Source organism: Psychrobacter sp. JB385, assembly GCF_900163785.1.
Classification (GTDB): Bacteria; Pseudomonadota; Gammaproteobacteria; order Pseudomonadales; family Moraxellaceae; genus Psychrobacter.
The window spans coordinates 52,156-65,153 of record NZ_FUKN01000005.1 but is presented as its reverse complement, the minus strand read 5'-3'; the positions used below and the strand labels follow the sequence as shown (position 1 = coordinate 65,153).

The following is a 12,998-nucleotide window of genomic DNA, read 5'->3' as shown; positions in this document are numbered from 1 at the left end:
AATATGACAATGATTTTTATAACGATAAGTAGCCATCCATGGCAACTGGTATCCACAATTTTTGCTTTATTTATTGACATAAATGCCATGGTAATTTATCAAAGTAACGATGATATACTGAGTTTAGTATAAAATCGATACAGTGTAATTAGAATGAATTTTTCGCAGCCTCTGTCTGCAAAGGCACAGCAAGCAAGAAAAACTCATTCTAGTTCAGTGTTGACATGTAATATAGCTGTTTTATTTAGCATCGACTAGAGGTAGGCGTACAATTCGTCGTTGTGGTTTGAAACGGATAGGTCAAACCCCTACAGTTCCAAAAATGCAGCTTTGTCTTTAAACATACACTCAATATAAACAGGGCAGGCGCCGCATTTTGGTGTGCGCGCTTGACAGGTATAGCGACCGTGTAAAATAAGATAATGATGCGCATCAACGATGAAGTCGTCTGGAATACGCTCAACCAGTTTTTCTTCAACAATCAATACATTTTTGCCTGTGGCAAGCCCCGTACGATTGCCAACGCGAAAGATATGCGTATCGACCGCCATCGTTGGTTGACCAAAGGCCGTGTTTAAAACCACATTGGCTGTTTTACGCCCAACGCCCGCCAGCGACTCTAAGTCTTTACGATTGTCAGGCACGGTACTATCAAACTTCTCAATCAAATCGCGGCAGGTTTTGATGACGTTTTTGGCTTTAGCATTGTACAAACCGATATTTTTAATATACGCCTTTAAACCCTCTTCACCCAATGCCAATATCGCTTCAGGTGTATTCGCGACTGGATACAATTGCTGGGTGGCAATATTGACACTCACATCCGTTGCCTGTGCAGACAATATGACGGCAATCAATAATTCAAAATTGCTGGCATAGTTGAGTTCAGTAACGGGTTCGTCGATCGTCGCCGCCAGTTTTTCAAAGAATGGACGCACATCACGATTGGGCATTCTTCTTGATGGTGGTGTATCGGCTGTTTTATGTTTGACAGTTTTACTCATAATATTTTATTAATGAATGTTATTGGGCAATGAATGAGTCAATCTCTTATTTTGGTCATTTTATAGCAATTGAGCAGCGCGTATTGTGTATCAAATGATTAGAACTGTAAAAGCTCGGCCTGTAGTGCTTCAAGCTCAGCTTGCTTTTGCTCATTGGCACGAACGCTCAGTTGTTTTTCCAGTTTCTTAATCTTAGTACGCAACTTGGCCGCGGCAATGGTGTTTTTCGCTTGAGACTCACTGATATTGAGAGATTGGCTCGCTACATTGTTCAGTTTGGCCTCTACCATACTGACGACTGGTCTGCTATTGCTGCTATCTGCAAGCTGTTCGGTCACTCGTCTTAAATGCGTGTGATAGCGCAGCCTCAAATCTTCTTGCTCGACTTCTCGTTCAGAGACAGAAACCTCGCGCTCTATTGTGACCAAGTCAATACAATCAACGGGGCAAGGCGCAATACATAGCTCGCAGCCAGTACAGAGGTCAGTAAAGATGGTATGCATGTGTTTGCCTGTACCAACGATAGCATCCACGGGACAAGCGGGAATACACTTGGTGCAGCCAATACAATCGTCCTCACGAATCACTGCGCGCACCTCGGTAGGTCTTCCAGAGGCAGTGTCTATTGGCCATTGAGAGGGAGCGGCTATGAGGGGTATTTTATGAGTATCAGGATACAGAATCTGTGCGATGGCATCAGTAACGGGCTGCCCACCAGGTACGCATTTGTTGTGTGGCTCGTCCTCTAAAACGATGGCAGCCGCGTAGGGCAAACAGCCATCTGGATGTTCACAAAGACCACATTGGGTTTGCGGTAAACAAGCATCAATACGTGAGATTTTTGTTTGTACGTCAGCGGGCAAGGTATCAATATGCAATGACGTAAACAAGATAGGCAGGTCTGCCAAGCGAGTTTGTGGCGTATCTTGAGAATGGGTGTCGGTTTGGGACATGGTATTGCAGGCCTTAATATCGGTCATTATCAAAGGTCGTCTTCTATCTCTATTAATAAAGAGACAGACAAGTGACTATTATAAAGGGCTATTTATAAGAGGCTATTAATTGAGCATTTTATCGGCATATCACAAGTTTGTGTATAGACGCTATATGTTCTATGGCAACAAACCGAGGAGTGACTGCTCTTTTGCCGCGAAAGATTAACACATTTGCAGCCCCAAAACAGTATAGTCAAATACTAAGGCTATGAGGTAAGCGTTAAAAAATAGCGGTGACAGCATGCAGTATTTGGTTTAAATGTGGCACAGATCATCAGCATAAGAAAACAATCATTAGCGAAGCGACTACTTATCAAAGCACTTGAGCATAAAATTGATCAATAAATGCATACGATAAGGCATGTTATCACGGTCGCGGTAGAGCATCTGACAGCCTCTAGGTTGGTTGTGCCAATCAGGCAATACTTGCTGCAAATGTCCTGATGCAATCAAAGGCTCAGCATCATAATCGGGAATAAAACCCAACCCGATACCATCCGCAATAGCCTTTGTCAGCAAGCTGATGTTATCGACCTTTAAACGAACATTGTGCGTTGGCTGATGCGTGTGCACCTCACCTGTCGTGCGATGTTGCAGATGCCAAGTCGACATAGGCGTGCACAATACGGTAGGGTAACCCGCCAAATCATTGGGCACATGAATAGCAGAGATATCGGTAATACTTGAGGCACAAATCATAAAGCGAATATTGGTCAGCTGTCGTCCAATCCAGTGATCAGCACTGTGCTCACCAATGCGAAAAGCGATATCAATGGCCTGTGCTTCTATATCAATGGTTTGATTGGATAGTCGTAAATCCAAATGGATATCTGGATATCGCTTTAAAAAGGCATTGAAATAGGGTGCCAAAATATCGCTACCAAAGTTGACAGGAGCACTGACTCTAATCGTACCTTTGGCTTGATTTTTATCTTGTAATAAGCAAACCGCGACGTTTTCTAACTCGTCAAACAGATGGGCGCTACTTTTGTAATACTGTTGTCCTGCATGGGTTAGCTGCACGCGGTGCGCATCACGATTGAGCAGTCTGAGTGCCAGATCGGATTCTAATTTGGCAACACGGCGGCTCAATGTGGATAGTGGCATATCTAGCATGACAGAGGCTTGACGAAAGCTGCCGTAACGGACAACCGCGCAAAAGCTGCGCATGTCATCGAGGGAGTAGTTAAATTTCATATTCGGAATCTATGCTCTCGTTATTGCTTGTTTATACCGTATTTAAAATATATACACTGGTGGTTATCTTTTCGCAAGTTTTTTGGATGTAATATGAGCCGTTCCGCGAATACCAATGCCGTACTATGTCTGTTATTGTGCACGTTTTTTTGGGGGGCAAGCTTTCCTGTTGGCAAACATGCTTTGGGCGAGGTCAATGCCTTAACCTTAGTCATGTGGCGCTTTAGTATTGCCGCTATATGTCTGTATTTTTATGCAAAATACAAGCACATGCCAATGCCGACTCTCACGCCAAAACAATGGGCATGGGCAATTGGTGTGTCCATCATCGGTGTTGGTGGTTTGAATCTGGGTCTGTTCACAGGCTTGGCTCAGACCAATGCCAATAATGGTGCGTTAATCATGGCACTCAGCCCGCTGGTCACGTCATTGATTGGTTCTGTGGCGCAGCGTCAATTTCCTACCAAGGGCGCGCTGTTTAGTTTGGTGGTTTGTCTCTCTGGCGTGCTACTGGTACTGACCGATGGCGCATTTACCAAACTGTTGGGTTTTGAGTTTAATCACGGCGATCAAATGATCTTTTTGGGCATGTTGTGCTGGAGTCTTTATACTTATCTGACCCAAGGCATTAGTCGCTGGATGCCAATGATTCCTTATACCTTGGTGGGTATGCTGTCGGGTCTAGGCGTCATCTCGCTGATGGTACTGTTTAGTGCAGAGGTACACCCAATACAAGAAAGCCTAGTAATCAGTCGAGGCGTGCTTGTTGATTTGATATTTATTGGGGTCTTTGGCACGGTTGGTGGTTACCTGTTATGGATTTCTGGCGTGAAGCAATTGGGTGCTGCCAATGCGTCTTTGTTCTTTAATTTTGTGCCTGTTTTTGCAGCGCTGACCGCATTCGCTTACGGTCAACAAGTCACTGTTTTACAATTGGTTGGCATGATGATTGTCATTGCTGGACTATTAATACCCAGATTGTTCAAATGGCAGCAGGCACGTTTGGCAAACCGTAAAGCGACTGTCTAAGTAAGATAGACAAACCAAACCCTTATAAGCTCAGGCCCTGCTCATGAGCGACGAGTGCAATCAATTCATAAGCAATACTGCCCTTAAAAGGAATTTGGGGCAGGTTTGAGATATCAAAAAAATCCGCGTGGGTCAGCTCTTCTTCTTGAATAACAATGTCGCCCTCTGCATAAGTGGCTCTAAAACCCAGCATCAAGTTAGAAGGAAATGGCCAAGGCTGACTGCTTACGTAGCGTATGTCGGTCACACTGATGTTGACCTCTTCTGCAACTTCGCGTACCACAGCATGCTCTAGACTTTCACCCACTTCGACGAAGCCGGCAATCAAACCATACATCGCCGGTTGCTTTTGTACACCATGGCGTCGATGCTGAGCCAGTAAAATTTGCATCTCACCTGTTGTTGGGTTGGGACGAGTGATCGCGGTGATGACACATGGCTGGACACGAGGATACTGGCGCAACTGGCACACAGGACAAACCATTGCGCGTTCATCTGTTTTGGTATGAACAGCAGGTGTGGCACAGCGACTACAAAACTGCGTATCTTGTTGCCAACGCAGTAGCTGTATGGCTTGACTGATTTGCGTAGATAATGCGATAGGCAGCTGGGTAATCAGCTGTCGATAAGGCAAAAAATCGTATCCGCTATGGTCGGTAATCGCTGGCAATACCATATTGTGCGCTAGAGCGTAGGTATCAGTAACGGCATTGGTGCTTTGTGCTGTGAAAGTGTCAACACTATCAGTCTCAATCGCTTGATGTCCAGACTCAACGGAGCTCTTTGGCAAACTATCAGACAACCAATGACTGGGTGCTAGGCTCTCAAGTAGCGCGACTCGACCCACTTGATAGGTTGGTGAACGCTCGCCATCTTCTGATTGTGGAGTAGACTGCGGTAATTGAACCTGCAATGGCCACCAGCCATCAGATGTTTGACGACATAAAAGCGTGTCATCACGAAATACAAAAGCATGGGTCATATACGACATTCCAAAGCATTAAAAACAAGTTTGTAGTACATGACATACAAACCTGTTTGAAGTAATAAAAATGTAGAGAATTCTATCGTAATGAAACATCATGCACATAACGATGGTCATCACGATCAAACCGTATCGTCATTAAGCCGCCAGTAACGCACTTAAGCTTTGTTGACCCACATTGAGCGCCTGTTTACTGACAGGACGATTGTGTTCAAACCCTTCTAAATGATAATCAACGGCCATAATAATATCAGCAATATAGGACAGGGTATCATCGTCTATGCGTTGTCCACTTTCGATGCGTTGCTCAATATAATTAGCCAATTGACTGAGCATGCTGGCAGGAGTCGGCAGTTGCAAAAAGCGTACAGCTCCTGATACTTGGCGCATCATTTCGGGTACGTTTTGAATATTCAGTAAATCTCGCTCTGGCTCGTCCAAATAATCAGTGATGGCTTGTTCGGCACTGGCAATCGCAGTGCGACTTTCTTGAATCAAGGTATCATTGGCAGTATTGAGCTGGTGCAGTGAGATATGAGGGTTGTTCAATGGTAAATAAATAGCCCCTGGCGTGTGTGTCTCTGCCATTGCGATGGTGGCGTTTTCTGCATGCATCAATGCCAATAATAAATGATCAAAGTCTTCAGGTGCAGGCGCTCGCCAATGCTTGACCGCTTGTGCTGCGGTACTCAGACTGCTGGCAGCATTTGTGAGGCCAAGCAAACGTAGTGCTGAGCTCAAGGTAGTGAGCTCGTCAATGATCTGCGCTGTCTGCATGTCAGCAGGATTGATGGAGTCACCGCGTGCGTAGCTGTCTACATCTTCTTTGATTGTGTTGATTTGGGTCTGAATAATGGTATTCAAAGTATCGGTCAGCGCACGATTTGGCCCAAATAAGAAGCGCTTCATCTGTTCAATCTGAGGCCCTTCCAACTGGTTGTCAGCGTACAGTTCACGCAGTTGCTGCGCCTCAGTCGTGTCACGCTGACATGCAAAGCTGACCAAATCAGCAAAACGTCTATCCATCACTGGCAGATAGCTTTGGAATTGTTGTTCCAAATAAATAAAGATATGTTTTTGACTCAAGGTTAGCGGCAATAGAGTGGCGATATCCGTGACAGCGGCATTGGCTGCTTGCCAAAATAAACTATCGGTCTTTGAGGCGATCAGTGCACAGGCCGCACTCATGGCATCGATTTTTTGTTGCTCATCTGGGCTGACATTGCCATTTTGATTGAGCAAAACCACACTAAGCCCGCTACGATAAGCGGAGGTCAGTAGTTCGTTGTTCACATCCAGCTCTTTGAGTGGCTGAAAATTGCTTTCAGGGTTGGCAATGATGACACTACTGCTACCAAAAGCAGAAAAATAGTCCGCTGAAATAAGGTTTTGGTGACTATGAGCGTTCAGTTTGTTGATCACTGGCAATAATAAAATAGGCTCTACCGACTCCGTCAATAGCACAAATTCGACATAACGCTCTAGGGTCATAATGGCTTCTGATAGATCCATAATCAAATGAATGTCGTTATTGTCACCATTGTCATAAAGGCGCTGTAATCCATTGACAATTGCGGTATTTAAGACTTCGGCACCGACCAAAGAGATCAGTTTAAAAATATAGGATAGTTGCTTTAGGACAACAATAGAATCTAGTAGTAAAGGTGCCTGACTGTCATCGTCATTGAACTCGCCCAGATGAATTTCGGCATCTTTTAGCGTTACGACAATCTCATCATGCAGCAAATGTAGTGAGGGTAAATTGAAATCAGTAATACTAAGCGTGGGAGCGGTTAACTTCATTTGCGCAGACTGGTCCATAGTTATTTTTCCATAATGTACTGATGAGAATGGCGATGGGTTAGATAATGCTAAAAGTAGGTATGGGTGCTGTTTTAACGCTGACTGTAATCATGAATACTGTACTGTAGCATTGGCAATGTCAAAAACGATGACGATTAATAACTACATATTGGCTTTAAGCTCAGGGTAGTCCTCTGAAAGCGAGGTGTACCATTGTTGGTTTGCGTCTTCGTCTGTACTTGACGCCAGTAATAAAGCGGCTAGATCGGCAAAGTTGGCATGGGCAGTTTGTCCGCCCTCAGTTTGTGTATCTTCTTCAATGGCGAGCGTGACCTGCCCACCTGTCATCGCTAAATATACTTCAGCCAAAATCTCTGAGTCAAGTAAAGCACCGTGAAAAGTACGATCTTGCTTACCAACATCTAAGCGCCTTACCAAAGCATCCAGGGTGTTTTTTTGCCCCGGATACTGCTGTTTTGCCATGGCCAAAGAGTCAGTCACTCGCACCCGCTCGGCAAAGTCATTGAGACCAACTTTGGCAAACTCCATATTTAAGAAGTTCATATCAAACGAGGCATTATGAGCGATGATTTCTGCCCCATCCATAAAGTCATATAGCGATTTTGCTACTTGATCAAAGGTTGGCTTATCCGCCAAAAATGCTTCAGAGATACCATGAATGCGAATGACTTCTTCATCCATGCCGCGCTGTGGATTGATATAGACATGCAGTTTTTCGCCAGTAAATTTACGACCAACCATCTCAACGATACCGACTTCGATGACACGATCGCCTTTTAGCGCATCAAGTCCTGTGGTCTCGGTATCCATAATCAATTGACGATCAAATTCATGACGGTGCTTTGGCTCAGGCAGTAGTGGCTTAAAGTGTGGATTGGCACGACTGGTATCACCATCGAATTTGACACCATCATCCGCTATCTCTGGCAGCTTGTCTTCATTCATTGTATCGGTCATTGGTACAGATGTTGTTACATTCATTGGTACATGGGCTTCTGGCATATCTATAGTACTCATTGGTTTGGTCGTATGAGACGGTGTATGAGTGTGTGCCTCATAACGATTTGTGTCTATTATAGCGTCTTTAGCCATCATGTTATTGTCATTGTTATGACTTTCTAGTGACTCATTATCAAGTTCGTCATCAAGCTCATCGTCGCTCATATCAAGACCTAGCGGGTCAAAACTTAGCCAATCGTGCCCAGAAGCCGTTGATGTCTCGTCAGTCGTTAAAGGCACTTTTTTTTTAGATAAATCTTGTGTGTGCAGGGCTGATGAATGGTCGCTACTGGAGGTAACGCCTAGGTTGGCTAACTCATCCGCTTTTTCGTTGCCAGCATGTCCAGCATGACCTTTCACCCAGTGCCAATCAACATCACGTTTTTGAGTCAACGCATCCAATTGTTGCCACAGGTCCTGATTGGCCACAGGCTTTTTGCCGGCTGTTTTCCAGCCTCTTTTTTTCCAGCCCTCAATCCATTCTGTAATCCCTTTTTGGACATAACTTGAGTCGGTCCAAATCTCAAGTCTGTGCTCAAGAGGACTGTGCATCAGTGCTTGTATGGCACCCATCAATTCCATACGATTATTGGTGGTCTCTTTATCACCACCGTATAGATCCTGCGTACGTCCATCACTAAAAATAAGATGGGCACCCCAGCCGCCAGCACCAGGGTTGCCTTTACAGGCGCCATCGGTATAGGCCACAGTGGTATTCGCTTTGGCAGCCAATGGGTTCATCGCGCTATGTGGGTTCAATGAAGGTGTGTTGCGATTGTCTGACATAAAAATATATTGACCTGATAAGTGCTGAATAAGGGAGAGAAAGAAAAGCGGTGCTACGGTGAGGATGACCATAACGACCCATCTAGATGCTGGGTTTGAGTATAACAAATCTATCGCTGATATGGGCAGTCGTCATGTACAAAATCGCGAACTCATAGATACCCTATTGTATGGCAATTTATCACCTAGCGCCGTAAAACCACGTCACGTCGATGGGCGTGGATATCAGGCGTCAGCAGCTGTCGCATAGCTGTTAATGGCTGTTGATTTTAATATAACACACAACCATACTTAGCTCATGAAAACACTCAAACTACGCATCAAAGACAAACACGCAGGTCAGCTAAATATATTGGCTGGTGCGGTTAATTTTGTCTGGAATTACGTCAATGAGTTGAGTTTTAAACACTTGCAGCGTACAGGTCACTTCTTCTCAGCCTACGATCTAGCTGCTTACATCAAAGGCGCAGGTGAATACCTGAACCTGCACAGCCAAACCTTACAAGCCATCACTGAAACCCACGCTAAGTCTCGTAAACAGTTTAAAAAAGACAAACTCAATTGGCGTACCAACAACCCAAAAGCCAAACGTAGAAACTTAGGGTGGATTCCTTTTAAAAAGACGGCTATCAAACACTTGGCAACCCGTCAATCAGGTAAGAAAAGCTTGAAAACCACCCTGCAACTCAGCTTAGCCAAAGGTCAAAAGCTGATCATTGATTTGTGGGACAGCTATAATCTAGCGCTCTACAGCATCAATACGTGTGAGCTAGTGCAAGATTCTCGTGGTAACTGGTACGCCTGTATCACCGTTAAAGAGTTTCCAAAAACCGTTTGTGGTACTGGTCAAGTTGGTATTGATTTGGGCTGTAAAGAGTCAGCAGTCACCAGTGATGGTGATGTTTTGACCACTAAGCTGACTCATAAGTACGCTGAAAAGCTAGCAATCGCCCAACGCGCTAAGCATAAAAAGCGAGTCAGAGCCATTCACGCCAAGATTAAAAACACCCGCCAAGACCTAATTCATAAATTTACCAATACATTAGTCAAAGCCAATAATTTAATCGTTGTTGGAAAGATAAAATCAAAATCATTCACGTCAACAAATCTAGCCAAATCCGTCTATGACGCTGGTTGGTTTGAAATTAAGCGGCAACTGGATTACAAATGCAAGAATGCAGGTTGTCACTATATTGAAGTAAATGAAGCGTACACAACCCAAACCTGCTCGTGTTGCGGCTCACGCCAAGACAGTCCGAAAGGTAGAGCAGATCTTGGTGTCAGAGTATGGTTTTGCAGTTCTTGTCAAACTGTCCATCAACGCGACGTTAATGGAGCTAAAAACATACTCGCGGTCGGGCTTGACCGTCTTTAGTAGGAATCCCCGTCCTTCGAGGGCGGGGAGGAAGTCAAAGGATAATAGTAACCTGCTGGTTTTCTGTTAAAATAGCGCCAGCTACTAAAATCTTCCTATGAAAATGGAAGTTTTGGACAAAAACAGTCACCATAAATGGCAGTATGTTTGTTTGTGCCACAATGCTTTAGTTACTGTACTGTTTAATAGCAATGCGCTTCAATAGTAATGCTCTCAACACACGCTCTTAACGCATGAATGCAGGATAATCCGATTATGTCCTTAGGCACAAACGTTGTTTCAAACAGATTGACGCACCTTATCGTTAGCTTGGCGGTGAGCAGCGCGTTATTTTTGACAGCTTGTAATGATAATAGTAAACAAACCGAGACACAGGTGGCTGAGGCAGTCGATTTGTCTATTTTTGAAGGCTGTTATACAGTAAGTAATGATGAGCCTGCCCAAATAAAAGTCAGCCAACAAGATGGGGCTTGGGTGATGCAAATGAAAGAGCCTGCCAGTGCCAAGCGTGTTTGGGACAATCCTGAGCCATTAGAAGTGATTGAAAACCGTGATGTCTCAAAATTCTTTTCTATTGACCCAAACAATGTCGATGCCGTGCTTGGGCGTCCTGATAGAGTACTGGTACTGGCTCATGTCAAATCTGCGTACGCCAACATCGACCCATTGTTAGACAGTGAGTATTTATCTTATATCTATCGCGGTGCCAATACGATCTATCGCGTTGAGTGTGATGAGGTTAATACCGATATTTTGGCCAATCCTCATGCCGATATTATCGTCGATAATGTGAATGAAAGTGTGTGAATAATTGGCAATTAAGCCTTGTTAAACATCAATCATCGTTTGTTATAAACCGTCATCAGAGTCAGGCAATATGAATTTTTTTAGTTATGTGGTGTTGGGCGGGTTTTCTTATGCAGCAGGTTGGGCAATAAGAACCTATGTTTTGGACAAAAAACCCAAACCCGACCAGCCTTACAATCTAAAACATCCGACGATTTTGGCGTGTTTGGGTCTGTTTTTTATCGTTATGCTGATTGTATCATGGCTCATCGGTCGCTATGCGCTGGGACACGCCACCATTGATCTGCCTTTCATTATTGTGAATAGTCTCGTTGCTACCTTTGTCTGCTCATTCGGTCTCAATCCCGAAAAAGCCAGTTATGATGTGCCTGATTGATATTTGTAGGCAGTTAATCGTAGGCAGTTAATAACGCACAATCAATTGAATATGATAAATAACCAATAAAAAGCCACGACCGATACTAGGTTATCGATCTTGGCTTTTTTGCTATTTAAGCGTTATGAAGTTTACGTCAAGAGCGGCCTTTTTTATGTTGGATATGACAATTCAAGCATCATTATCGGCACAGTAGCGAAAAAGTAAATACGGGCAAGGGTTGGGCAACCATATCTATGAGCAGGCACGTTATAATCTTGTCTTTTATAGCTGATGAAAATAACAACTCAGACAAAAGTAAGAAGGAAGTCGCAAGATATGGTCTCAAAGACACCGTGGACACAGGACGCTACCGCTGCCAATAGCCAAAAATCCGCTTCAGTGACGAATGCAAAAACTGGACTGAATCGCAGGCAGTTTTTGCGGCAATTGGGAGTAAGTGCGGGCACAGGATTGTTAGCCACTCAAAGCATCTCTCAAGTTCTGGCTGCCAATACAGCGGACAAAGATAACAGCACGTCACTGACCAAAGATGATCTGCCATTGGTGCAAAATGATGCGTCATCGCAGACATCTCTCACCATAAACTGTATTACGCCCACTATCGAAACGCAGCTTTTTGCCAGCTCCAATGTGGGCGGCAGTGATGAGCGCAATCAATTGGCGCTGGATCGTGTGGCTTGTGCGGGGTTTAAAATAAGTAATCCTACCATCACCAGTCGACAATATTTGCGCTTTGCAGGTACGGACGCGCAACGCGCCAGTGATCTTCAAAATATCGCGACTGGTGCCATAGCGGCCCCTAAATTGCTATTGGGCGTACGTGGTGGCTATGGCGCGATGCGTTTATTACCGATGGTTGATTGGTCAACGCTTGGGCGTATTATGAAAGAACGCGGCACGATACTCGCAGGGTTTAGTGATGTGACCGCTATTCAATGTGCACTATTGGCAAAAGGGGGGATGAGCTCACTTGCGGCTCCCATGCTTTATAGTGAGTTTGGCAAAATCAATACCGATCAAGTAACGTGCCAACAATTTGCCAATGCCTTGAGCAACCCTAATCTGACGATCAGCATCAAGGATGCGTCTTTAACCAGCCCGCAGTTACCCAGTATTCTGACAATAGGTGAACCGAAGGCAGTGCGCGGCACCATTTGGGGTGGCAACCTGAGTGTGGTCTCAGCGCTGGCTGGCAGTGAGTATTTGCCGCGCATTAAGGGCGGTATTGTGTTTTTGGAAGATGTGGGCGAGCAGGCTTATCGCATTGAGCGCATGTTATATGACTTGTACTTAGCGGGCATGTTTAAGGGTCAGCAAGCGATTGTATTTGGCGCATTGTCTGGTTCGGGCGAGGACAGCTACGATAAGCGTTATGATGTCGCTACTGTGGTCCGTCAGTTGCACAAATTGACAGGACTGCCCATTTATAGTGGGATGCGTTTTGGTCATATTGGCAAAAAACACAGCTTTCCGCTTGGAGCGACTTGTCAGCTGACTCCTAACACAGTGGGCGGCTATCAATTGTCATTTACTGATTATCCCACGATTGAAGCCGATACGATTCATGTCGAAGGGTTGTGGCAGAAGGCTTAAGAGCTAAACAATACTATAGTCGATT

11 protein-coding genes and 1 pseudogene are annotated in these 12,998 nt (G+C 44.7%); 6 read left to right on the top strand and 6 right to left on the bottom strand.

Annotated features, from left to right (window positions below; all coding sequences use genetic code 11):
- Positions 1 to 308: 308 nt before the first annotated feature.
- The 3 genes from nth to CZ794_RS02425 all read right to left on the bottom strand — a co-directional run bounded on the left by nth (position 309) and on the right by CZ794_RS02425 (position 3,196).
- Positions 309 to 1,004, bottom strand: a complete 696-nt coding sequence (gene nth, locus CZ794_RS02435; RefSeq protein ID WP_087040049.1) for an endonuclease III — start codon at positions 1,002 to 1,004, stop codon at positions 309 to 311.
- A 98-nt stretch (positions 1,005 to 1,102) separates the two neighbouring features.
- Positions 1,103 to 1,957, bottom strand: a complete 855-nt coding sequence (locus CZ794_RS02430; RefSeq protein ID WP_087040048.1) for an RnfABCDGE type electron transport complex subunit B — start codon at positions 1,955 to 1,957, stop codon at positions 1,103 to 1,105.
- A 348-nt stretch (positions 1,958 to 2,305) separates the two neighbouring features.
- Entirely contained in the window at positions 2,306 to 3,196 is an 891-nt protein-coding gene (locus tag CZ794_RS02425; protein ID WP_087040047.1) for a LysR family transcriptional regulator, read from the bottom strand.
- A gap of 93 nt (positions 3,197 to 3,289) precedes the next feature.
- Here CZ794_RS02425 and CZ794_RS02420 point away from each other — a divergent pair, with 93 nt between their 5' ends.
- Positions 3,290 to 4,225: a DMT family transporter gene (locus tag CZ794_RS02420; protein WP_087040046.1), complete on the top strand. Its 936-nt coding sequence runs from the start codon at positions 3,290 to 3,292 to the stop codon at positions 4,223 to 4,225.
- A 22-nt stretch (positions 4,226 to 4,247) separates the two neighbouring features.
- On the opposite strand, the gene nudC is transcribed toward CZ794_RS02420, so the two are convergent.
- The 3 genes from nudC to dnaQ all read right to left on the bottom strand — a co-directional run bounded on the left by nudC (position 4,248) and on the right by dnaQ (position 8,819).
- Positions 4,248 to 5,207 carry an NAD(+) diphosphatase gene (gene nudC, locus CZ794_RS02415; RefSeq protein WP_087040045.1) on the bottom strand — a complete coding sequence of 320 codons (960 nt, stop codon included), beginning with the start codon at positions 5,205 to 5,207 and terminating at the stop codon, positions 4,248 to 4,250.
- Positions 5,208 to 5,348: 141 nt separating this feature from the next.
- On the bottom strand, positions 5,349 to 7,031 hold the full coding sequence (locus CZ794_RS02410) for a hypothetical protein (protein WP_087040044.1): 1,683 nt from the start codon (positions 7,029 to 7,031) through the stop codon (positions 5,349 to 5,351).
- Positions 7,032 to 7,175: 144 nt separating this feature from the next.
- Positions 7,176 to 8,819, bottom strand: a complete 1,644-nt coding sequence (gene dnaQ, locus CZ794_RS02405) for a DNA polymerase III subunit epsilon (RefSeq protein ID WP_087040043.1) — start codon at positions 8,817 to 8,819, stop codon at positions 7,176 to 7,178.
- A 64-nt stretch (positions 8,820 to 8,883) separates the two neighbouring features.
- On the opposite strand from dnaQ, the gene CZ794_RS02400 reads away from it, so the two are divergent.
- From CZ794_RS02400 to CZ794_RS02380, 5 genes and pseudogenes are all read left to right on the top strand, one after another.
- Positions 8,884 to 9,069 carry a hypothetical protein gene (locus tag CZ794_RS02400; RefSeq protein WP_087040042.1) on the top strand — a complete coding sequence of 62 codons (186 nt, stop codon included), beginning with the start codon at positions 8,884 to 8,886 and terminating at the stop codon, positions 9,067 to 9,069.
- Between the two features lie 48 nt (positions 9,070 to 9,117).
- A pseudogene (locus tag CZ794_RS02395) lies at positions 9,118 to 10,295 on the top strand (RNA-guided endonuclease InsQ/TnpB family protein).
- A gap of 154 nt (positions 10,296 to 10,449) precedes the next feature.
- Entirely contained in the window at positions 10,450 to 11,001 is a 552-nt protein-coding gene (locus tag CZ794_RS02390) for a hypothetical protein (RefSeq protein ID WP_179207225.1), read from the top strand.
- Between the two features lie 70 nt (positions 11,002 to 11,071).
- Positions 11,072 to 11,377 (top strand): hypothetical protein, encoded by a 306-nt coding sequence (locus CZ794_RS02385; protein WP_087040040.1) that lies wholly within the window; start codon positions 11,072 to 11,074, stop codon positions 11,375 to 11,377.
- A gap of 318 nt (positions 11,378 to 11,695) precedes the next feature.
- Positions 11,696 to 12,973 (top strand): LD-carboxypeptidase, encoded by a 1,278-nt coding sequence (locus CZ794_RS02380; protein ID WP_373407882.1) that lies wholly within the window; start codon positions 11,696 to 11,698, stop codon positions 12,971 to 12,973.
- Positions 12,974 to 12,998: the final 25 nt, after the last annotated feature.

Bases quoted from the DNA above. Each gene is read 5' to 3' on its own strand.
- nth (WP_087040049.1), bottom strand. From the start codon at position 1,004: ATGAGTAAAACTGTCAAACATAAAACAGCCGATACACCACCATCAAGA.
- CZ794_RS02430 (WP_087040048.1), bottom strand. From the start codon at position 1,957: ATGTCCCAAACCGACACCCATTCTCAAGATACGCCACAAACTCGCTTG.
- CZ794_RS02425 (WP_087040047.1), bottom strand. From the start codon at position 3,196: ATGAAATTTAACTACTCCCTCGATGACATGCGCAGCTTTTGCGCGGTT.
- CZ794_RS02420 (WP_087040046.1), top strand. From the start codon at position 3,290: ATGAGCCGTTCCGCGAATACCAATGCCGTACTATGTCTGTTATTGTGC.
- nudC (WP_087040045.1), bottom strand. From the start codon at position 5,207: ATGACCCATGCTTTTGTATTTCGTGATGACACGCTTTTATGTCGTCAA.
- CZ794_RS02410 (WP_087040044.1), bottom strand. From the start codon at position 7,031: ATGGACCAGTCTGCGCAAATGAAGTTAACCGCTCCCACGCTTAGTATT.
- dnaQ (WP_087040043.1), bottom strand. From the start codon at position 8,819: ATGTCAGACAATCGCAACACACCTTCATTGAACCCACATAGCGCGATG.
- CZ794_RS02400 (WP_087040042.1), top strand. From the start codon at position 8,884: ATGACCATAACGACCCATCTAGATGCTGGGTTTGAGTATAACAAATCT.
- CZ794_RS02390 (WP_179207225.1), top strand. From the start codon at position 10,450: ATGTCCTTAGGCACAAACGTTGTTTCAAACAGATTGACGCACCTTATC.
- CZ794_RS02385 (WP_087040040.1), top strand. From the start codon at position 11,072: ATGAATTTTTTTAGTTATGTGGTGTTGGGCGGGTTTTCTTATGCAGCA.
- CZ794_RS02380 (WP_373407882.1), top strand. From the start codon at position 11,696: ATGGTCTCAAAGACACCGTGGACACAGGACGCTACCGCTGCCAATAGC.